Here is a 19,124-nt window from a genome sequence, read left to right as displayed (position 1 = left end):
ACCCCACTCAGTGGGACCCCGTTTCGGGGCAACCGCTCAAACTTACTTGGTTGGACGTTCATTGTCAACCTCGTGTCCGAGGTGATCAATGATTCGTCCGGGGCCCACGATGACGCACGCCGTACCCGGCGGTCGTTACTGTCGTGGGAAGCCGCAGACCGGCCGATCGCCGCTTCGCGGCTCTCCGCCCGGCTCCTGCCGGCTTCAAAACCTTACCCGGTCGGCTTCGCGTCCGCAACCCCCGTTTCCGGGGTGATCCGCACCGCCCGATCCAGTCCCGCTCGGCGTTCCCGCCACGAGCCTGGCGCCCGTTCTCGGCCGGTTTGTCCGGCCTCCCCCGTGCAGAGAGAAAGTTACGCGGACGGCCCGGAGAAGGCAAATCAGGGTTCATCACTTGATCGGGTCGACCAGAGTTGAGCCCGAGCCTCGCGGCTGTCCGACAGGGCAAAACCGTGGCGGACCACCAGGTGTTCCCGGGCGGCTGCCCCACTCGACGGGGCTACGCCGGCATGCCCTGTGCAACGACCTCGGCCCGACCCCGATTCCCCTGGTTCCACGTAGACCGAGAGCTACAACCCCTCGTCCCCGCCCAGCTGGCGACGCCGAGCCCACGGACGTGCCAGAGTGTCAGGCATGGATGAGTCCGGGCTCGGCGCCACGGTGTTCGCCGAGGAGGCGCTGCTCGGCCTTCTCCTGCCGTTCTGGCAACTGGTCATTGGCGCGGTCGTGCTGGTCGTGCTGGTGCTCTCGGTGGGGCGGCTGGCGCGGCGGGGCCGATCCCGGATGACCACCGCCCTGCTGGTCACCGCCGCCGCCATCGCCGGCCTCGCGACGATCGGTGTCCTGCTCGAGGGCTGACGGCTCAGAGCCGGCGGTTGGCCAGGCTCGGCAGCTCTGCGCGGATCATGGCGAGCCGGTCCAGGTCCAGGTCGACGACCGACACCCCTGGGCCGTCCGGCAACTGGCTGAGGACCGTCCCCCACGGGTCGACCACCATGCTGCGCCCGAAACAGGTGCGGCCGGGCTCGTGGTCGCCGGTCTGGCCGGCGGCCGCCACGAAGCACTGGTTCTCGATCGCCCGGGCCCGGAGCAGGACCTCCCAGTGGTCCCGCCCGGTGTGGAGCATGAACGCCGCCGGAACCACCAGCAGTTGGGCGCCTCCCTCGGTGGCCAGGCGCCGGTACAACTCGGGGAAGCGCAGGTCGTAACAGATCGACAGGCCGACGCGGAGGCCCTCGACGTCCACCACCACTGGCTGCACACCGGCGGCGACGGTCGCCGACTCCAGGTAGGAGACTCTGCCGGGGATCTCCACGTCGTACAGATGGATCTTGCGGTAGCTGGCGGCGAGGCTGCCGGACCGGTCGAAGACCAGCGAGGTGTTCCAGGTGTGCTCCGGGTCGGGGCCGGCCTCGTGGAACGACCCGGCCACCAACCAGATGCCGAGCCGTCGGGCGACGTCGGCGAAGAAGGTGCCGACCTCGCCGTCCACCGGCTCCGGCTCGGGTAACCCCGCGGCGGGACCGAGGTAGTCGACGTACTCCGGAAGGACGGCGAGGTCCGCGCCGCCGGCGGCGGCGCGTTCCAGCAGGGCCTCCGCGGCGGCCAGGTTGGCCTTGCGGTCGTCCCGGGCGTTCAGCTGGCAGACGGCGACACGCATGAGCCCAGGGTACGGCCCGAAGGGTCGGTGCCGACAGCGTCAGTCAGCGAGCACCAGCCCGGCTGATGACGGTGACGGTCACGGCGTCGGGCGAATCGGACCGGCGGACCCGCTCGCGCCGGCCGCGTCGGAACTGAGCGGCCGGCGCGACGCGAGGACGATCAGGCCGACTTCTCCTCGCGGTCCCGCCGGGCGCGGCGGCCCGTGAACTCGCGCGGCACGATGGTCGGGTTGACGTTTTCCAGGACCACCTCACGGGTGATCAGCACGCGGGCGGCGTCGGGGTTGCTCGGCACCTCGAACATCGCGGAGAGCAGGACCTCCTCGATGATGGCCCGCAGGCCACGGGCACCGGTGCCGCGCAGCATCGCCTGGTCGGCGATCGCCTCCAGCGCCGGCTCGTCGAACTCCAGCTCGACCCCGTCCAGCTCGAAGAGGCGCTGGTACTGCCGGACCAGGGCGTTGCGCGGCTCGGTGAGGATCCGCACGAGGGCGCTGCGGTCCAGGCTGCGCACGTTGGTGATCACCGGCAGCCGGCCGACGAACTCGGGGATCAGCCCGAACTTGAGCATGTCCTCCGGCATGACCTGGCTGAAGATGTCATCGGTCGACCGCTCCGACACCGACCGGAGCCGCGCACCGAAGCCGGTGCCGCCCTGCCCCGTGCGGGACTCGATGATCTGATCCAGCCCCGCGAACGCCCCACCGCAGATGAACAGCACGTTGGTGGTGTCGATCTGGATGAACTCCTGGTGCGGGTGCTTGCGGCCACCCTGCGGCGGCACGTTGGCCACCGTGCCTTCGAGCATCTTGAGCAGGGCCTGCTGCACGCCCTCGCCGGAGACGTCCCGCGTGATCGACGGATTCTCCGACTTACGGGCGATCTTGTCGACCTCGTCGATGTAGATGATGCCGGTCTCGGCGCGCTTGATGTCGTAGTCGGCGGCCTGGATCAGCTTGAGGAGGATGTTCTCCACGTCCTCGCCGACGTAGCCCGCCTCGGTCAGCGCCGTGGCGTCGGCGATGGCGAACGGGACGTTCAACATCCGGGCCAGCGTCTGCGCCAGGTGCGTCTTGCCGCACCCCGTCGGGCCGAGCAGCAGAATGTTGGACTTGGCCAGCTCGACGGCATCAGTGCCGGAGCCGGGCGCGTTGGCCGCCTCGGCCTGGATCCGCTTGTAGTGGTTGTAGACCGCGACGGCAAGGGCCTTCTTGGCCTGGTCCTGCCCCACGACGTAGTTGTCGAGGAACTGGCAGATCTCCATCGGCTTGGGAAGCTCTTCCCACTTCACCTCGCCGGACTCGGCCAGCTCCTCTTCGATGATCTCGTTGCAGAGATCGATGCACTCGTCGCAGATGTAGACCCCTGGGCCCGCGATGAGCTTCTTCACCTGCTTCTGCGACTTGCCGCAGAAGGAGCATTTCAGTAGGTCGCCGCCGTCACCGATCCGTGCCACCTACGTTCTCCCTGCACTCATCGGCCGGAGACCCGGCCCTGACCTGCGGACGCTGCGCGCCGTCCGGCTCCGTTCACCCCGCCGGACCAACCGGCGAAGCGGTACGGACCCGACGTTACCCGCTGCCGGGGCATTCTCCGACCCCCAAAACGGGTGTGTCAGAGGTCGGCCGGGAACGGAGCCCCGGCCAACCTCTGACCCGGTACTGCTCAGCTGGCGGCCTGGGCGGCCAGCAGACCCTTCTTGCGGCTGGTCAGGATCGTGTCGACCAGCCCGTACTCCTTGGACTCCTCGGCCGTCATGATCTTGTCACGGTCGATGTCCTTGCGAACCTGCTCGATCGGGCGGTTGCAGTGGCGGGACAGCATGTCCTCCAGCTGCGTACGCATCCGCAGGATCTCCCGGGCCTGGATCTCGATGTCCGAGCCCTGCCCGTAGCCGCCCTCGGTGGCCGGCTGGTGGATGATGATCCGCGAGTTCGGCAGGGCCATCCGCTTACCCGGCGTCCCGGCCGACAGCAGCACCGCCGCCGCGCTGGCGGCCTGCCCGAGGCAGACCGTCTGGATGTCGGGGCGGACGTACTGCATGGTGTCGTAGATCGCCGTCATCGCGGTGAACGAACCACCCGGCGAGTTGATGTACATGATGATGTCGCGGTCCGGGTCGGTGCCCTCGAGCGTCAGCAGCTGGGCCATCACGTCGTTGGCCGACGCGTCGTCCACCTGGACGCCGAGGAAGATGATCCGGTCCTCGAAGAGCTTGTTGTACGGGTTCGACTCCTTGACCCCGTACGACGTGCGCTCGACGAACGACGGCAGCACGTACCGGTTGTGCACGGCCGCGAACTGGGGCGGCAAGCTCAGATCGGTCATCGTCAGCTCCTCAGCTCAGGGTCCCGGCGCCATCCGGAACCTGAGCGGCCCCGATGATCACCTTGTCGATGAAGCCGTAGTCCATGGCCTCCTGGGCGGTGAACCAACGGTCCCGGTCCGAGTCCGCCTCAATCTGCGACTGGGCTTGGCCGGTGTGGTGCGCGACCCGCTCCTGGAACATCCGCTTCGTGTAGAGCATCTGCTCCGCCTGGATGGCGATGTCGGACGCCGTGCCGCCCAGGCCACCGGACGGCTGGTGCATCATGATCCGGGCGTGGGGCAGGGCGTACCGCTTGCCCTTGGTGCCCGCGCAGAGCAGCAGCTGGCCCATCGAGGCCGCCATGCCCATCGCCACGGTCGACACGTCGTTGTCGATGAACTGCATGGTGTCGTAGATCGCCATGCCGGAGTAGACGGAGCCACCCGGCGAGTTGATCCACAGGTTGATGTCGCGGTCCGGGTCCTCCGCGGCGAGCAGCAGCAGCTGCGCGCAGATGCGGTTGGCGACCTGGTCGGTCACCTCACTGCCCAGGAAGATGATGCGTTCCTTGAGCAACCGGTTGTAGACCGAGTCGTCGAGGTTGCCAATGGAGTCGCCACCGCGCGCGTCAATCGCCCGGAGCGACTTCTTGGGGATGTGCATGTCGGTCATGGCAGCCCTTCGCTCTCCGTACCGTCTTTCCCGACACTAACCGCTGTGCGGGGCGGCAGAGTCCCGGTCGGGGCACTGTTCGCTCTCAGCGCAGCCTGTCGGGCGTACCCGCGGCGCGGGCTTCCGGGCGTACCCGGAAAAGGATTCGGCCGCCGTCCACCGCGCAGCGACGGACGGCGGCCGCACCCGAGGATCAGTGCTCGTGGTTGTGCTCCGCCTCGTTGGCGGCGCGCAGCGCGTCAAGGGTGACCTCGTTGCCGGCCGAGTCCTTGATCTTGATCCGCTCCATGACGGCGGCGAGCGCCTTGCCCCGGCGCACGTCACCGAAGACCGCGGCGGCCGCGCCGGAGCGCATGAGCTGGTCGTAGTACTGCTGCGGGGCCATCCCGGCGCGCTGCGCCCGGTGGACGATCTCGTGGCCGAACTCGTCGTCGGAGACCTGCACGTCCTCGGCGTCGGCCAGAGTGTCCAGGAGCAGCTGCACCTTGACGCCCTCGGTCGCCGCCTCGGTCAGCTCGGCGTCGATCTGCTCCTCGGTCTTCTCCTCGGCCGCGAGGTACTCGTCCAGGGAGGCGCCGATCCGCTCCAGCTGGTCGATCATGGCCTGCTTGCGGCTGGCCACCTCCTCGCGGACGACACCCTCCGGGGCCGGCACCTCGGCGGCCTCGACCAGCTCCGCCAGGGCCTTGTCCCGAGCCGCGTAGATCTGCTCGACCTGCTTGCCCTGGGTGACCCGCGCCCGCAGGTCGCCGCGCAGCTCCTCGATCGTGTCGAACTCGCTCGCCATCTGGGCGAACTCGTCGTTCAGCTCCGGCAGCTCCTTCTCCTTGACCGTGCGCACGGTCACCGCCACCTCGGCGTCCCGGCCGGCGAAGTCGCCGCCGACCAGCTGGGTGGTGAAGGTGGTGCTGTCGCCGGCGGCGAGGCCGACCACGGCCTCGTCGAGGCCCGGCAGGAGCTGCTTGCTGCCCACCTCGTGGGAGATGTTGCTCGCCTGGCCGCCCGGCACGTCCTCGCCGTCGACGGTGGCGTTCAGGTCGATCTGGACGTAGTCGCCCTCGGCGGCGGCGCGCTCGACGGTCTTGAGCGTGGCGAACCGCTCGCGCAGGTTCTTCACCTGCTCGTCGATCTCGCTCTCGTCGATCTGCAGCTCGTCGACGGTCACCTCGATGGTCGCGGCGTCGGGGAGGGTGATCTCCGGCCGGACGTCGACCTCGGCGGTGAAGTTCAGGGAGTCACCGTCGTTGAACTCGGTGATCTCGACCTCGGGACGCCCCAGCGTCTTGAGGTCGTGCTCGCGTACCGCGGCGAGGATGTTCTCCGGGATGGCGTCCTGGACCGCCTCGTTGAGGACGGTGCCCCGGCCCACCCGCTGGTCGATCACCGCGGTCGGCACCTTGCCCCGGCGGAAGCCCGGGACCTGGACCTGCGAACCGATCTCGCGGTACGCCTTCTTGAGGCTCGGCTCGAGCTCGACGAACGGCACCTCGATGGCGAGCCGCACGCGCGTCGGGCTCAGAGTCTCGACGGTGCTCTTCACAGGCGTACTCCTTGACGGATCTCAGTTAAGTCTGGGCGTGATTCAGCCCATCGAGTGTAGGTGAGCCGGCCTGACGCTCCGGCATCGCCCGGGGACCGCACGGAAAACTCGGCGGCACCCGGGCTGCCCGGCCGCGGACGACAGTCGGGGTGGCGGGATTTGAACCCACGGCCCCTCGCTCCCAAAGCGAGTGCGCTACCAAGCTGCGCCACACCCCGTGGCGACGTGCAGTCTATGCCGTCGGCGCGCCCAGGACGGTGCCGGGGCCACCTCTCACCCGGACACAATCCCCGAAACCTCCCTTTCCGCCGCCGCCAGCCGCCGGCTGCACGCCGCGCGGTGGGCAAGATCCGCGCAACATCGGGGAAAGAGTGGCCTCCCGCCGCGCGGAGGCCACTACATCCCTGATGTTGTGCGGATCTTGACGAGGGGCGCGGCGCGGGCGCGACGCGGGCGCGGCGGTGGCGCGGCTGCGCATCCGCCACGGGCATTGGGTACGCTGTCGGCGCGTCCCGTTCCCGCGGGGTGCACGCGGGCGTAGCTCAATGGCAGAGCTTCAGTCTTCCAAACTGACGGTGCGGGTTCGATTCCCGTCGCCCGCTCCATCCACGAAGGCCCAGGCAGGCCGTACGATCGCGGCCCCTGGGCCTCTTGCTAACCCTGGGGTTGTCGGGCGCAGGTCGTGGGGCGCGGTTACGGCCGGTCCCAGCCTTGGAACATGCCTGCGTACGGGTCGGGCTCGCCCGTGTTGGGATCAAGGCCGGCCAGGAAGCGTCGGTCCTGTTCACGCCAGTGCACGAAAGGCTGGATGCGGCCCCACAGGGAAACGTCGCTGAGCGGACACCCAGCGAACTCCGCGAGCAACAGCCGCCGGACGAACTCCACCATCCCGCATTCCACCAACGCCAAGCTCGACTCGCCCCACGCGTGGTGACGCCGGTACACCACCACCGGCCACCGGTCGGGATCCGAGCCGGTCATCAACCAGCCCAGGAGGTCGCCGTTGCTGCAGCCGACGCCCCAGGCCAGCACGGCATCCGCGCCACGTTCGATCCCTGCCACCCCGCCCTCGGCTTCCCACTGGTAGCGCAGGTTGGGAGTCTCGCCAGCGATCGTCCCACCGCTCCACACCGAGTCGACGGGCAGCGGTAGCAGGATGCTCAGTTCGCCGCCAATGCTGCCGCCACCGTAGACCGCCATGAAGGCCCGATAGTCGGCCGGCAGGCGGACGTTCAACTGCGCCTCGGCGGCATCCCAGTCCACCTCCTCGTCGGCGCCGTGGGTCGGCGGCATGATCCGGACAAGCTCATCCAGCTGAGCAGCAGTCACGTCGTCTACCCCTCTTCACGGTGCCGGCCACTGATGATCGGACAGAACGCCTTCGCCTGTCGACACGAGTTGACCTGTACGGCGGGCAGGCATGAGGCTCACCGGATGGGGACCGTCATCCGAAACTTCGCGTTCGACTGCGCCGACCCGTACGAGCTGGCGCACTTCTGGGCCAGGGTCTTCGACTGCCCGGTCGATGCCGAGTTCACGCCCGACGACGACGAGGTGGTCATCGAGCCGCCCGGGGGCACCAGGCTCTACTTCCAGCGGGTACCGGAGCCGAAGACCGTCAAGAACCGTGCGCACATCTGCCTACAGCCCGAGGTGCCACGCGATCAGGAGGTCCAGCGTATCGGCGCGCTCGGTGCCACCGTCGTCGACGATCAGCGTGATCCGGACGGCAGCGGCTGGGTCGTGATGGCCGACCCGCAGGGCAACGAGTTCTGCGTACTCCGCAGCGACGCCGAGCGCCAGACGACCGCATAGGCCGTGCGCGGTGGTCTCGACCTGGCCCGTGTTGAATGCGGGCCATGTCCCTCACCATCGGACCCGCGTTCACGATCCCCGGCTACAAAGCCATGGCCCCGCCTGACTACACGACCGAGTGCGACGCAACCGTGTATGCGGCAGATGGCGTGGTGGGATACCCCGCCTTCTGGTGGCACTACCTGTCGGGACCACTGGGTGCCTACCCGGAGTCGGAGACCGCCTTCGAGGTGCCGAGCGCCGACGACGACGCGATGCGTGCCGTCCTCGACGACCCGGAGCACTGGCCGGTCGTCTCGGTGCGGCTCGACGGAGAAGCGTGGCTACGGATCGTGTACCGCAACGTCGAGGATGAGGCGGGACTCGACTTCGTGGAGCAGCGGCCGGGCCGGCCGGCAGAGGTGGTCACCTCGGTCGAGGGCCACGGCTTCAGTTCGGCGATGACCTGGGCGGAGCTGCTCGCCGCGGCGGCGCTGCCGGACGAGCGGCTGACCTGGGCGCAGCGGCTCATCCTGATGCTGCCGATGCTGGGTCCGCAGGAACTGTCCGAGGACGCCGACGAGGTGCTGCGCAGGGCGCTGGACGGGATCGGCGCGACGAACCGGTCGGCCCTGGCAGCCACCCTGCTCGACGCCATGGACTGGCGTACCCACTAGCGGGCCAGGTGTGTCAGGACGGTGGGGCGACGGCAGCGACGATGCCGGCCACCACCAGTGCGGGGGCGGCGGACAGGGTGCCCACCAGCAGCGCGGAGCGCGTCCGGCCGCGGGTGGTCAGCAGCCAGAGCGCCACCAGACTGATCAGCAGGGCGAGGAACAGCGCCGGCGTGGCCGTGTAGAGCCCGAACAGCAGCATCCTCGACCGGTCGGAGTCGCAGCCTCCGCCACACCCTGCCGGGACGTCCCCGGACAGCGAGCCCAGGTACGCGCCGTACGACGCGACGAGCACGCCGTACCAGCCGACCATCACCAGGAACGGAGCCCTCGGGTCGGGCCGGGGTGGACCGGCGACGTCCGGCTTCGGCGTCGACAGAGTCATACGGCGCAGTATCCGCCACCCGACGACGAGTGTCGTTGCGGAAACCGCCGTCTTTCCGCCGGAAGCTGTTGACAGTTGTCGATCTGTGCACTGGTGTGGGAGCCAGTGACATCGACGTCCGTCAGGAGGGCACATGATCGTCCGACGACGGTGGACAGCCGCCGCAACCACAGCGATCCTGATCAGCGCGGTGCTGTCCCATCCCGGTCCGAGCACCGCGGCACCCGCCGCCCCGGCCGCACCGATCACCCTGACCAGCACCGAGACCGCCCTGGTCCGGGTGCAGCTGCGTGATCAGGCGCAGCTCGACCGGTTGGTCGCCGCCGGCGCCGACCTGGCCAACCGCCCACGGGCCCGGGACGGGCGGATCCTCGCCGACCTGGTGCTCACCGGCGCCCAGCTCGCCGACCTGACCGCGCAGGGCGCGACCGCCGTGCAGATCGTGCAGCGCCCCGAGGACGGCAGCCGGCACCACGCCGAGAGCGTCCGCGCGGCACAGGCCCGCACGGCCGCCGGGCTGCGCGCTGCGGCCCCCAACCAGCGGACCACGGCCGCCGCGGCGGCCGTGGACACCCTCCAGGTCCAGCAGGCGTACTGGTGGACCACCGGTGGGCAGACGTTCCTGCAGGCCCAGGTGACCACCACCGCCACCGACGATCCCGACGTGGAGATCACCGTCAGCTGGCGGACGGCGGACGGCGCCACCGGCTCGTTCCCGCTGTTCCGGTTCGAGGACTCCGGCGAGTACCAGTACCACTACGCGCTGCCCCAGCCGGTGCCGAGCCGACCGACACAGTTGACCGCAACCTCCAGCCTCGGCGGGGTCAGCCGGGCGGTCACCCCGGCGCTGTGGCCGAACGCGTCCCCGCCGCCGCTGCCGACGGGCTACCAGAAGGACTTCATCGACGCGTACCTGACGCCCGTGGACATCCAGGCCCGGATCAAGCGGCTGGCCCGCCAGTACCGGGACCTGGTGGACGTCATCGACCTGCCGAACAAGACCCAGGGTTACCGGCGCACCGCCGCCGCGTACCTGGGCGATCCGGCGGTGGCCGCCGTGGTGGTCGAGTCGGTCCGCTTCGGCGACCAGGGCATGAACGGCGTGCAGGTGCGGACGGTCGACCCGGGCCGGTCCAACCGGCCGCTGACCGTCGGCTACCGCGACCGCGTCCTCACCGTCTCGCTGGCCACCGACAGCGGTGGCAAGACGGTCAGCACCACCGACGAGGTCGCGGCGGCGATCAACGCCCGCCAGTCGAACCGGTTCCGGGCCACCGTCGAGGACGGCTCGGCCGGGCTGCCGATGCCGGTCGCCGGCCCGGCCCGACTCGACGACGGCCTCCAGGGCACCGAGGTGCCGGCGCGGCCGTGGACGGTGCAGGCGCTGCGCCTCGGCGTGCACCGGGACGGCTCCCGAATCGGGGTACTGGCGTACTCCCAGGAACACGCCCGGGAGTGGGCCACGCCGCTGGTGACGCTGGAGTTCGCCGAACGGATGCTGGCCAACGCCCGCACCGACCCGGCCACCCGTGAGCTGTTGGAGCAGGTCGACATCTTCGTCATCCCGATGGTCAACCCCGACGGCGCGAACTACTCGTTCAACGACTACAACTTCCAGCGCAAGAACCTGGTCAACCACTGCACCGGGCCGTCGCGGGACCCGCGCTACCGCACCTCGTGGGGTGTCGACATCAACCGCAACTACACCGTCGGGTCCTACTTCGACGGTTACGTGGGCGCCAGCGCCAACTGCCTCTCCGGCACCTACGCGGGCACCGGCGAGCTGTCCGAGGCGGAGAGCCGCAACGTCATCGCGCTGGCACAGGCCCACTCGAACATCAAGTTCGCGATGAACGTGCACTCGTACGGCGGGTACTTCATGTGGCCGCCCGGCGCGTACCGGGCGGACGGGCGGATCACCCTGCCCCGGCCGTCGATCGACGAGTCGAAGATGTTCCTGGACAGCGCCCGGCGCATCGTGGGCGCCATCGCCCAGGAGCGGGGCACGGTCACCTGGCCGTCGCAGACCGGCCCGGTCGCGGACGTGCTCTACTCGGCCGCCGGCAACTCCGCCGATCAGCTCTACTACGAGCTGGGCATCTTCGCCTGGGACTTCGAGGTCGGCAACGACCGGTGGAACCCGACCACCGGCGAGTGGGAGGGCGTCGGCTTCCAGCCGCCGTTCGACGAGGCCCACGGTGAGGCACAGGAGTACGCGGGCGGGCTGGTGGAGATGGTCCGGGTTGCCCGGGACCACGCCGCCGCCCAGGCCGCCACCGGCTGATCTTCCGGCGGTGCCGCGTCCGGGTGCCCGGGCGCGGTACCGCCGGTGGAGCCGACCGCGGGCCGGAGCGGCATTTCCGCCGTTTCCGGACGACGGCCGCCGGGTACGGCGTCGGTATGGACACGAACACGACGGCACACCTGGTTGGCGGCCCCCGCGACGGAAGCACCCACGACACGGGCGGCAGCGCCCTCGTCGAGGTGGAGATCGACGGCATGATGCACCGCTACATCAGGACCACGAAGCAGCACGACGACGGCGGGCCGCTCTACAACTACGACGGAATGGTCGCCCCGGACGGCGGCGAGCCCGGCGTCGAGTACCCGGCGGCTCGGGTCGCCTCCCCACGCGCCGACGCCGAGGGGCACGGCGGCACCCACTGACCGCCGCACCGACGGGACCACACTCCCGGGCGCGGACAATCGGACCGGCCGGCCACGGATGAACCGTGGCCGGCCGGGTAAGCAGCGGCCCTGCCTGGTGGGGAGACGACCGGTGTCGCGGCGTGGCCGCGAACGGGCGCACGGGCGGGCGGCGCTGGCCGGCCCGCCCGGGCGTGCCCCGGATCAGTTCGAGGAGATCCAGTTCCAGGCCGAGACGACCCACTCGGTCTGCTGGAGCCAGGCCACACCCAGACCGGCGAGGAAGACCGCGGTCGCCAGGTGCGCGCCCCGCGCGCTGCGCCGGACCCGTCCCAGCTGCCGCTCCAGCACGACACGGCCGATCAGCCGCGACAACGCGAACAGGCCGACCGCCACCAGCAGGCTCAGCACCAGCACCAGCAGCGGACCGCTCAGGTCACCCTGGCCGGAGAGCGCCCAGATCCCCCAGCACACGAACGCGAAGAGCCCAGCCGCCGCGCTCCATTCGCCGCCGCGACGCAACCGCGCCAGATGCCAGCTCAGCGGCCTGCGTGGCACCGGGCCGCCCGGCCAGCCGGTGCCGGTGGGGTCCTGCTCGACCACCGGGAAGGGCTCGGTCCGCGGGCTACGCCGCTGACCCACCGGCGCCACGCCCCGGCGGAACCCGTCCCGCTGCGGCGGCACCTCGACGCCGGCCTGCGGTGGCACCTCCACGGTCCGCTCCGCCCACGGCTGCGTCTGGTCTGCCATCTCGTCCTCCCCCTGACCGACGGCACACCGCCGCCTGGATCCGAGGGTAGCCAGCCGACAAACGGGGCGCCGAGCCCGTCCGGCGCGGGCCGGACACGACGGTGCCGGATCCCACACCGGGCGGGGTACGGTCGGCGGATGGGTGACCCGGACCGACGACGGCGGCGGCTGCGCCACCACCCCGACTCCGAAGCGGCCGGACGGGGCGCCGACAGCCCCACGGCCAGCACGGCGGACGTGCACGACGCCGCCGAGCCGCCGCCCCGCCGCCGGGGCTCGGCCGGCTCCGGCGGTCAACGCGGCCCGGCGGGCGACGAACGCGACGGCGAGCGGGGGCTGCGCGGGCTGGTCGGCTCCGGCTCGTCACAGGTGGGCCTGAGCGCCGCACTGCGAGCCCGGGACGCGGCCCGGCCCACCGACGACGACCTGGCCGAGGCCGAGGCCCGGGTGGTGGTCGTCCGCCGCAACTGGGTGCCCCGCGAGGAACTCCCCCGCCCCCCACGCTGACCGCCCGCCGAGCCGGTCAGGGCAGGTCGGGCAGCTCCCGGGTCAGCTCGTAGGCCGCCACCTGCGCGATCCGGCGGGCGTGCCGCTCGTTGCCGGAGAACGGGGTGCTCAGGAACGCCTCGACGATGGCCGTGGCCTCGTCCAGGGTGTGCTGGCGGGCGCCGACCGCGACCACGTTCGCGTCGTTGTGCTGGCGGGCCAACTGTGCGGTCTCGACGCTCCAGGCCAGCGCGGCGCGAACCCCGGCGACCTTGTTCGCGGCGATCTGCTCACCGTTGCCGGACCCGCCGATGACCACCCCGAGGGCGGTCTCGTCGGCCACCACGCGGTCGCCGGCGTGCAGGCAGAACGTCGGGTAGTCGTCGTCCGGGTCATAGCTGTGCGGGCCGACGTCGACCACGTCGTATCCCTGCTTGGCCAGATGGTTGGCCAGGTGCACCTTCAACTCGAAACCGGCGTGATCGGATCCCAGGTAGACGCGCATACCGGGCAGTCTGTCAGGCCGTGATTGGGGACGCCGCAGGGGCGGCGTCCCCGAGCCGGGTTCGTCACACGGTCGTGCGGACGGTCAGCGGGGCAGTTCGGCGACCACCAGGCCGCCACGTGCCTTCGGGGTGAACCAGGTGCTCTTGCGCGGCATCTTCTCGCGGGCCAGGTTGACCGCCACGAAGTCCGCCACGGTCACCGGCGCGATCAGGATCGCCAGCTCGGCCCGGCCGGCGTCGACCTCGCCGGTGAGCCAGCTCGCCGGGTAGTCCCCGCCGACGTACGTGATCCGCTTGTCGCCCGGGTCCAGCCCCAGCGCGTCGCGCAGCAGCAGCCGCTCGACCAGGGCGTGGTCCAGGTTCTCCAGGGGGCCTTCGGCGGTGGCGGGCAGGCGTACCGCGTACCCCTGGCCGGCGAGCCGGAGGTGGACGGTGCCGCCGGCCTCCGGGACCTCGACCGGGCCGTCGATGGGCTCGATGTCGGCACCCGCCGCGCGCAGCCGGTCCAGCAGGTCCTCCGGCGTGGTGGTCAGCTCGCTGACCAGCCGATTGTAGGGCTGGATCGCCACCGACGCCGGGGTGGTGATCACGGCCAGGAACTGTCGCAGCCCGCCGGTCTGGGCGGCCAGACTGCGGTGGTTGCCGTCGGCGACGACCAGGTCACCCCCGCCGGCGAGTGCGGTCAGCGCGTCCTGCTCCGGGCCCGGGCCGAGCAGCCAGATGGCGTGCGTGCGCCCCGCCTGGTCGGTGTCGGTGGCGGCGGGAGCGCCGGCCGCGTCGGTCGCCGCCGCGAGCGCGGCGTGCAGCTCGTCGCCGCACCCGGTCTGCAGCAGGAGTACGGGTGAGAGCAGGTGACCCAGCGCCTCGGCCAGCGCCACCCGCTCCCGCACCTTGGCGATGAACACGTCCTCGTTGCGGATGACCAGGCCCGGCTCGTCGGCCCGGGTGGAGATCTGGTCGGTGTCCACCATCGCGAACAGCCCGTACGCGGGCTCCTCGCCCGGCGCGCTGATCCGGTAGAGCACCGTCACCTGCTCGGCCGGGGTGTAGCTGCCGTCCGCCCGGGCCTCGGCGAAGCGGGCCACCGCGTCGGGCAGCGCGTCGAGGAAGGACTTCCCCTGGCTCTCCGGCGCCCGGTGCGGCATCTCGATGCCGAGGGCACTGTGCGGGTTCGCCTCGATGATCGCGGTGATCTCCGCGTCGTCGGCGAACTCGTCGTAGTTCTGCGCGCCGGTGCCGCCAGTGGTGATCCAGGCCCGGGCGATCGGATGCACGACCGTCATGCCCGTTGACGCTACCGGCGACGGGGTCGCCACCGACGGGGACCCGCACGGCGTCCACCAGATGAAAGTGCCGACGCCTGTCAGCCGGCGCGGCCCGAGGTGCCGTTGTGCCGGCGGTGCCGACCGGCGGCGGGGCCGCCGTTGCCCCGGCGGCCGGTCGCGGCGGGCCCGGTGGTCGCGTTGCGGCGGGGCGCCGCGGGGGGGCCGGGCACGGGACGCGGTTCGAGCGGCGGTGCCGGGACGGGCCGGGGGCTCAGCGGCGGCGTCGGCACCGGCCGTGGCGTGGTGGGCGCCGGCGGTGGCGGCGCGGGCTCGGCCGGTGCGGCCGCCGACGGCACGGCCAACGGCGGCGCCGGCGGTACGGCCGGCACGGAGGCCCCGAGCGATGCCGGAAGATCGGTCGGCGTGCTGCCCGGAGCGAGATCGGCGGGTGGTGTCGCGAGTTCGGCCGGCACGGGGCGCGCGGCCGACGTCGGCGGCCCGACCGGCCCGGACTCGGCGGGCGGCCCCGGCGGGGTCAGGCGTGACGTGACCGGAACCCGGGCCACGCCGACCACGATGGGAGGCGCGAGCAGGTCCACCAGGTGGGCGGGCAGGTCGGGACGGACCGACGGCCAGCGGGAGTCGTCGACCGACCAGTAGGCCGCGCCGGGAGTCTCGATCACCCCCTGCCGGGTCAGTTGATCGTCACCGGACGCACGGTGCTTGGCCATCGGGATTGCCTCCACGAGCTGCGGGGTGCGGCCCTGCGGGTCGCTGCGGCGGACACCGAGGGAAACGACGCCGCCCGCCCCCCGGTGACGCAGCGACGGCCGTCGACCCAGAGCGCACCCGGCGGCGAACGCGACGCGCCCCCGGCCCGGGCAGCCGACGATGCCTGGAACGGGGGCGCGTGGTGGTCGTGGATCAGTCGAAGATCGGGCCCTGCTCGCGGGTGCGCTTCAGCTCGTAGAAGCCCGGGGTGCCGGCGACCAGCAGCACGCCGTCCCAGAGCCGACCGGCCGCCTCGCCCTTCGGCGCCGGCGTGATCACCGGACCGAAGAAGGCGACCGGGCTGCCGTCCGGGCCGGGCGCGTGGACGACCGGGGTGCCGACGTCCTGCCCGACCGGGCGCATGCCGGCTTCGTGGCTGGCCCGCAGTGCCTCGTCGTAGTCGGTGCTGTCGGCGGCGGCGGCCAGCGCCGGGTCCAGGCCGGCGTCGGTCAGCGCGGCGACGTAGAGCTCCGGACCCCGCTCCTCCTTGCCGAGGTGGATCCGGGTGCCGAGCGCGGTGTAGAGCTTGCGCAGGACGTCGTTTCCGTACCGCTGCTCGGCCGCGATGCAGATCCGCACCGGGCCCCAGGCGGTGCTGAGGAACGACTTGTACTCCTCGGGCAGCTCGTCCCGACCCTCGTTGAGCACGGCCAGGCTCATCACGTGGAAGCGGATGTCCACGTCACGGACCTGCTCGACCTCCAGCAGCCAGCGGGAGGTGATCCACGCCCACGGGCAGGCCGGGTCGAACCACATGTCGGCGGTGACACGTTCGGTCACGGTGAGGTCCCTTCGCGACAGGGTGGCGCCGGCAATCCGGCGTCTCCCCGAATCTTCACCCCCGCTCGCACCGGACGGCACCCGAATCAGAGCGTGACCTCGGCCACCGCCGACTGGCGGTACATGGAAGACTCGGGTCCGGGCCGGCTGCCACGAGCGGTCGACGGACGGGCGCCGCCGGGCGTACGGCGAGATGTGGGATGGAGACGAACAGTGCCGGGAGTGCGCAACCTGACGCAGGTCGAGGCGACCGAGCGGGCACGCCTGCTCGACGTGACCGGGTACGACATCAGTCTGGACCTGTCGAGCGCCGTGCTGGCGGCCGACGGCCGCACGTTCCGGTCGACGACCGAGGTCCGGTTCCGCTGCGCCGAGCCGGGTGCGAGCACCTTCATCGAGTTGGCCGCCGACTCGGTGCGCTCCGCCACGCTGAACGGCGCTCCGGTCGACCTGTCGGACTGGTCGGCCGAGAAGGGCCTGACGCTGTCCGGGCTCGACAGCGAGAACGTCCTCGTGGTCGACGCCGACTTCGGCTACTCCAGCAGCGGGCAGGGGCTGCACCGCACGGTCGACCCGGTGGACGGCGAGACCTACCTCTACAGCCAGTTCGAGACGGCCGACGCGCAGCGGGTGTTCGCCTGCTTCGACCAGCCTGACCTGAAGAGCGTCTACACCTGGCACGCCACCGTGCCCGCGCACTGGCGGGCGGTGTCCAACATGCCGGTGGAGCGTGAGGAGCCGGCGGGTGAGGGGCTCAAGACCCTGCACTTCACCGAGTCCCCCCGGATGAGCACCTACATCACGGCGATGTGCGCCGGGCCGTACCACGAGGTGCGTGACACCCACGACGGCATCGACCTGGGTGTGTTCTCCCGGGCGTCGATGGCGGCCTACCTCGACTCGGACGACCTGTTCCTCATCACCAAGCAGGGCTTCGACTTCTTTCACGAGAAGTTCGGGGTGCGCTACCCGCTGCCGAAGTACGACCAGCTCTGGGTTCCCGACTTCAACGCCGGCGCCATGGAGAACTTCGGCTGCGTGACGCACGCCGAGTCGCACTACCTGTTCCGCTCGCAGGTCACCGACTTCGAGTACGAGCAGCGCGCCAACACGATCCTGCACGAGCTGGCCCACATGTGGTTCGGCGACCTGGTCACCATGCGCTGGTGGAACGACCTGTGGCTCAACGAGTCGTTCGCCGAGTGGGCCAGCCACTGGTGCAACACCAACGCCACCCGGTTCACCGAGGCGTGGACGACGTTCCTGTCGATCCGGAAGAACTGGGGCTACCGGCAGGACCAGCTCTCCTCCACCCACCCGGTCTACACCGAGATGCCGGACATGGAGGCCGTCGAGGTCAACTTCGACGGCATCACCTACGCCAAGGGTGCGAGCGTGCTCAAGCAGCTCGTCGCCTACGTGGGTGAGGAGCCGTTCGTGGCCGGGCTGCGGGCGTACTTCGGCAAGCACGCCTGGGGCAACGCCACCTTCGACGACCTGCTCACCGAGCTGGAGGCGGCCTCCGGTCGGGAGCTGCGCAAGTTCGCCGCGCAGTGGTTGGAGACCGCGCAGGTCAACACGCTGCGGCCGGAGGTGACCATCGGCGCGGACGGCACGTACGAGCAGGTGGTGGTCCTGCAGGAGGCGCCGGCCGCGTTCCCGACGCTGCGGACGCACCGGATCGGCGTGGGCCTGTACGACCTGACCGACGGCCGGATGGTGCGCCGCGAGCGGTACGAGGTGGACGTGACCGGTGAGCGCAGCGACCTCGCCGAGCTGCGCGGTGTCCGGGCGGCCGACGTGCTGCTGCTCAACGACGACGACCTGAGCTACACCAAGCTGCGCCTCGACGACCGCTCGATGGCCGCGGTGGTGCAGCACATCGGTGGCTTCGAGTCGTCGCTGGCCCGTGCGCTGTGCTGGACGGCGGCGTGGGACATGATCCGCGACGCCGAGCTGCCCGCCCGCGACTACGTGGCGCTCGTGCTGGCCGGCCTGCCGGGCGAGACCGACATCAACCTGGTCACCGCCACCCTGCGACAGGCGACCACGACGCTGACCCTCTACGCCGACCCGGCCTGGGCGCCGACCGGCTGGGCCGACCTGGCCCGCACCGCGAAGGACGCCCTCGCCGCGGCGGAGCCCGGCAGCGGGTTCCAACTGGCCTGGGCCCGGGCGTACGCCTCGGCTGCCCGCTCCGACGAGGACCTGGCGGCCCTGCGCGGCTGGCTGGACGGCTCGGTGCCGGCCGGGCTGACGGTGGACACCGAACTGCGGTGGACGGTGCTCGGCGCGCTCGTGGCCAACGGCGCGGCCGGTGCCGCCGAGATCGAGGCGGAGCTGGCCAGCGACCGCACCGCCAGCGGCGAGCGGGAGGCCGCGTACGTGCACGCGCTGGTGCCGACGGCGGAGAACAAGGCCGCCGTGTGGGCGCTGCTGACCGGCCCGGACGCGCTGCCCAACTGGCGGCACCGGGCGCTGCTGCAGGGCTTCGCCCACCCGGCGCAGGTGGAGCTGGTCGCGCCGTACCGGGAGCGGTACTTCACGGCGGTCGGCCAGGTGTGGGCCACCCGGGACAGCGAGCCGGCGCAGGAGTTCGCTCAGCTGGCGTACCCGACCTACCTGGTGGAGGACGACACGGTGGCGGCCACCGACGCGTGGCTGGCCGGCGACGGACACCCGGGCCCGCTGCGCCGGCTGGTCGCCGAGGGCCGCGACGGCGTGGTGCGGGCGCTCAAGGCCCGCGCGAAGGACGCCCAGGGCGCCTGATCGGCGGTACGCGACCGGGGGGTCGGCGTGGGCGGGAGCCCGTGCCGATCCCCCGGACAGCCCCGGGCAGACCGAACCCCGGCCCGCGATGCGGACCGGGGTTCGTCGTACGAGTGG

General features: G+C 71.3%; 19 protein-coding genes and 2 tRNA genes. 8 read left to right on the top strand and 13 right to left on the bottom strand.

What is annotated here, in order from left to right; all coding sequences use genetic code 11:
- Positions 1-633 precede the first annotated feature (633 nt).
- Positions 634-858, top strand: a complete 225-nt coding sequence (locus M8C17_RS29040) for a hypothetical protein (protein WP_252419739.1) — start codon at positions 634-636, stop codon at positions 856-858.
- Positions 859-862: 4 nt separating this feature from the next.
- Here M8C17_RS29040 and M8C17_RS29035 read toward each other — a convergent pair whose 3' ends face one another.
- The 6 genes from M8C17_RS29035 to M8C17_RS29010 form a co-directional block, all read right to left on the bottom strand.
- Positions 863-1,660 (bottom strand): carbon-nitrogen hydrolase family protein, encoded by a 798-nt coding sequence (locus M8C17_RS29035; protein WP_252419738.1) that lies wholly within the window; start codon positions 1,658-1,660, stop codon positions 863-865.
- A gap of 161 nt (positions 1,661-1,821) precedes the next feature.
- Complete coding sequence (gene clpX, locus M8C17_RS29030; RefSeq protein WP_252419737.1) at positions 1,822-3,117, bottom strand: ATP-dependent Clp protease ATP-binding subunit ClpX; 1,296 nt, start codon at positions 3,115-3,117, stop codon at positions 1,822-1,824.
- 209 nt (positions 3,118-3,326) lie between these two features.
- Complete coding sequence (locus M8C17_RS29025; protein WP_088988028.1) at positions 3,327-3,989, bottom strand: ATP-dependent Clp protease proteolytic subunit; 663 nt, start codon at positions 3,987-3,989, stop codon at positions 3,327-3,329.
- 10 nt (positions 3,990-3,999) lie between these two features.
- The gene (locus M8C17_RS29020; RefSeq protein ID WP_252419736.1) at positions 4,000-4,641 is read right to left on the bottom strand and encodes an ATP-dependent Clp protease proteolytic subunit; all 642 of its coding nucleotides are present in this window, start codon (positions 4,639-4,641) and stop codon (positions 4,000-4,002) included.
- 193 nt (positions 4,642-4,834) lie between these two features.
- A complete protein-coding gene (tig, locus tag M8C17_RS29015; RefSeq protein ID WP_252419735.1) occupies positions 4,835-6,181 on the bottom strand; it encodes a trigger factor in 1,347 nt (448 codons plus the stop codon).
- 144 nt (positions 6,182-6,325) lie between these two features.
- A tRNA-Pro gene (locus tag M8C17_RS29010) sits at positions 6,326-6,399 on the bottom strand.
- A 313-nt stretch (positions 6,400-6,712) separates the two neighbouring features.
- On the opposite strand from M8C17_RS29010, the gene M8C17_RS29005 reads away from it, so the two are divergent.
- A tRNA-Gly gene (locus tag M8C17_RS29005) sits at positions 6,713-6,786 on the top strand.
- Between the two features lie 88 nt (positions 6,787-6,874).
- Here the strand turns inward: M8C17_RS29005 and M8C17_RS29000 are convergent.
- On the bottom strand, positions 6,875-7,510 hold the full coding sequence (locus M8C17_RS29000; RefSeq protein ID WP_252419734.1) for an SMI1/KNR4 family protein: 636 nt from the start codon (positions 7,508-7,510) through the stop codon (positions 6,875-6,877).
- Positions 7,511-7,615: 105 nt separating this feature from the next.
- Here M8C17_RS29000 and M8C17_RS28995 point away from each other — a divergent pair, with 105 nt between their 5' ends.
- Positions 7,616-7,996 carry a VOC family protein gene (locus tag M8C17_RS28995; protein ID WP_252419733.1) on the top strand — a complete coding sequence of 127 codons (381 nt, stop codon included), beginning with the start codon at positions 7,616-7,618 and terminating at the stop codon, positions 7,994-7,996.
- 152 nt (positions 7,997-8,148) lie between these two features.
- Entirely contained in the window at positions 8,149-8,652 is a 504-nt protein-coding gene (locus M8C17_RS28990) for a hypothetical protein (protein WP_252419732.1), read from the top strand.
- A gap of 13 nt (positions 8,653-8,665) precedes the next feature.
- Here M8C17_RS28990 and M8C17_RS28985 read toward each other — a convergent pair whose 3' ends face one another.
- The gene (locus tag M8C17_RS28985; RefSeq protein WP_252419731.1) at positions 8,666-9,034 is read right to left on the bottom strand and encodes a hypothetical protein; all 369 of its coding nucleotides are present in this window, start codon (positions 9,032-9,034) and stop codon (positions 8,666-8,668) included.
- Between the two features lie 133 nt (positions 9,035-9,167).
- Here M8C17_RS28985 and M8C17_RS28980 point away from each other — a divergent pair, with 133 nt between their 5' ends.
- Together M8C17_RS28980 and M8C17_RS28975 are read left to right on the top strand one after the other, a co-directional pair.
- On the top strand, positions 9,168-11,318 hold the full coding sequence (locus M8C17_RS28980; protein ID WP_252419730.1) for a M14 family zinc carboxypeptidase: 2,151 nt from the start codon (positions 9,168-9,170) through the stop codon (positions 11,316-11,318).
- 116 nt (positions 11,319-11,434) lie between these two features.
- Positions 11,435-11,701, top strand: coding sequence for a hypothetical protein (locus tag M8C17_RS28975; RefSeq protein WP_252419729.1), 267 nt, complete (start codon positions 11,435-11,437; stop codon positions 11,699-11,701).
- A 183-nt stretch (positions 11,702-11,884) separates the two neighbouring features.
- Here the strand turns inward: M8C17_RS28975 and M8C17_RS28970 are convergent, their stop codons facing one another.
- Positions 11,885-12,430, bottom strand: coding sequence for a hypothetical protein (locus tag M8C17_RS28970; protein ID WP_252419728.1), 546 nt, complete (start codon positions 12,428-12,430; stop codon positions 11,885-11,887).
- Between the two features lie 138 nt (positions 12,431-12,568).
- Between M8C17_RS28970 and M8C17_RS28965 the strand changes: the two genes are divergently transcribed.
- Positions 12,569-12,937 (top strand): hypothetical protein, encoded by a 369-nt coding sequence (locus M8C17_RS28965; RefSeq protein WP_252419727.1) that lies wholly within the window; start codon positions 12,569-12,571, stop codon positions 12,935-12,937.
- A gap of 16 nt (positions 12,938-12,953) precedes the next feature.
- Here the strand turns inward: M8C17_RS28965 and M8C17_RS28960 are convergent, their stop codons facing one another.
- The 4 genes from M8C17_RS28960 to M8C17_RS28945 form a co-directional block, all read right to left on the bottom strand.
- A complete protein-coding gene (locus tag M8C17_RS28960) occupies positions 12,954-13,421 on the bottom strand; it encodes a ribose-5-phosphate isomerase (protein WP_252419726.1) in 468 nt (155 codons plus the stop codon).
- A gap of 84 nt (positions 13,422-13,505) precedes the next feature.
- Positions 13,506-14,705, bottom strand: a complete 1,200-nt coding sequence (locus M8C17_RS28955; protein WP_252419725.1) for a DUF1015 family protein — start codon at positions 14,703-14,705, stop codon at positions 13,506-13,508.
- Positions 14,706-14,785: 80 nt separating this feature from the next.
- Positions 14,786-15,418, bottom strand: a complete 633-nt coding sequence (locus tag M8C17_RS28950; protein ID WP_252419758.1) for a hypothetical protein — start codon at positions 15,416-15,418, stop codon at positions 14,786-14,788.
- 193 nt (positions 15,419-15,611) lie between these two features.
- Entirely contained in the window at positions 15,612-16,238 is a 627-nt protein-coding gene (locus M8C17_RS28945) for a disulfide bond formation protein DsbA (protein WP_252419724.1), read from the bottom strand.
- 222 nt (positions 16,239-16,460) lie between these two features.
- On the opposite strand from M8C17_RS28945, the gene pepN reads away from it, so the two are divergent.
- Positions 16,461-19,007, top strand: a complete 2,547-nt coding sequence (gene pepN / locus M8C17_RS28940) for an aminopeptidase N (RefSeq protein WP_252419723.1) — start codon at positions 16,461-16,463, stop codon at positions 19,005-19,007.
- Positions 19,008-19,124 lie beyond the last annotated feature (117 nt).

Origin of the sequence: Micromonospora sp. RHAY321 (assembly GCF_023896955.1) — a bacterium.
Classification (GTDB): Bacteria; Actinomycetota; Actinomycetes; order Mycobacteriales; family Micromonosporaceae; genus Micromonospora.
This window is presented reverse-complemented; position numbering and strand designations above follow the sequence as displayed.

Bases quoted from the DNA above. Each gene is read 5' to 3' on its own strand.
- M8C17_RS29040 (WP_252419739.1), top strand. From the start codon at position 634: ATGGATGAGTCCGGGCTCGGCGCCACGGTGTTCGCCGAGGAGGCGCTG.
- M8C17_RS29035 (WP_252419738.1), bottom strand. From the start codon at position 1,660: ATGCGTGTCGCCGTCTGCCAGCTGAACGCCCGGGACGACCGCAAGGCC.
- M8C17_RS29025 (WP_088988028.1), bottom strand. From the start codon at position 3,989: ATGACCGATCTGAGCTTGCCGCCCCAGTTCGCGGCCGTGCACAACCGG.
- M8C17_RS29020 (WP_252419736.1), bottom strand. From the start codon at position 4,641: ATGACCGACATGCACATCCCCAAGAAGTCGCTCCGGGCGATTGACGCG.
- M8C17_RS28995 (WP_252419733.1), top strand. From the start codon at position 7,616: ATGGGGACCGTCATCCGAAACTTCGCGTTCGACTGCGCCGACCCGTAC.
- M8C17_RS28985 (WP_252419731.1), bottom strand. From the start codon at position 9,034: ATGACTCTGTCGACGCCGAAGCCGGACGTCGCCGGTCCACCCCGGCCC.
- M8C17_RS28980 (WP_252419730.1), top strand. From the start codon at position 9,168: ATGATCGTCCGACGACGGTGGACAGCCGCCGCAACCACAGCGATCCTG.
- M8C17_RS28975 (WP_252419729.1), top strand. From the start codon at position 11,435: ATGGACACGAACACGACGGCACACCTGGTTGGCGGCCCCCGCGACGGA.
- M8C17_RS28970 (WP_252419728.1), bottom strand. From the start codon at position 12,430: ATGGCAGACCAGACGCAGCCGTGGGCGGAGCGGACCGTGGAGGTGCCA.
- M8C17_RS28965 (WP_252419727.1), top strand. From the start codon at position 12,569: ATGGGTGACCCGGACCGACGACGGCGGCGGCTGCGCCACCACCCCGAC.
- M8C17_RS28960 (WP_252419726.1), bottom strand. From the start codon at position 13,421: ATGCGCGTCTACCTGGGATCCGATCACGCCGGTTTCGAGTTGAAGGTG.
- M8C17_RS28955 (WP_252419725.1), bottom strand. From the start codon at position 14,705: ATGACGGTCGTGCATCCGATCGCCCGGGCCTGGATCACCACTGGCGGC.
- M8C17_RS28950 (WP_252419758.1), bottom strand. From the start codon at position 15,418: ATGGCCAAGCACCGTGCGTCCGGTGACGATCAACTGACCCGGCAGGGG.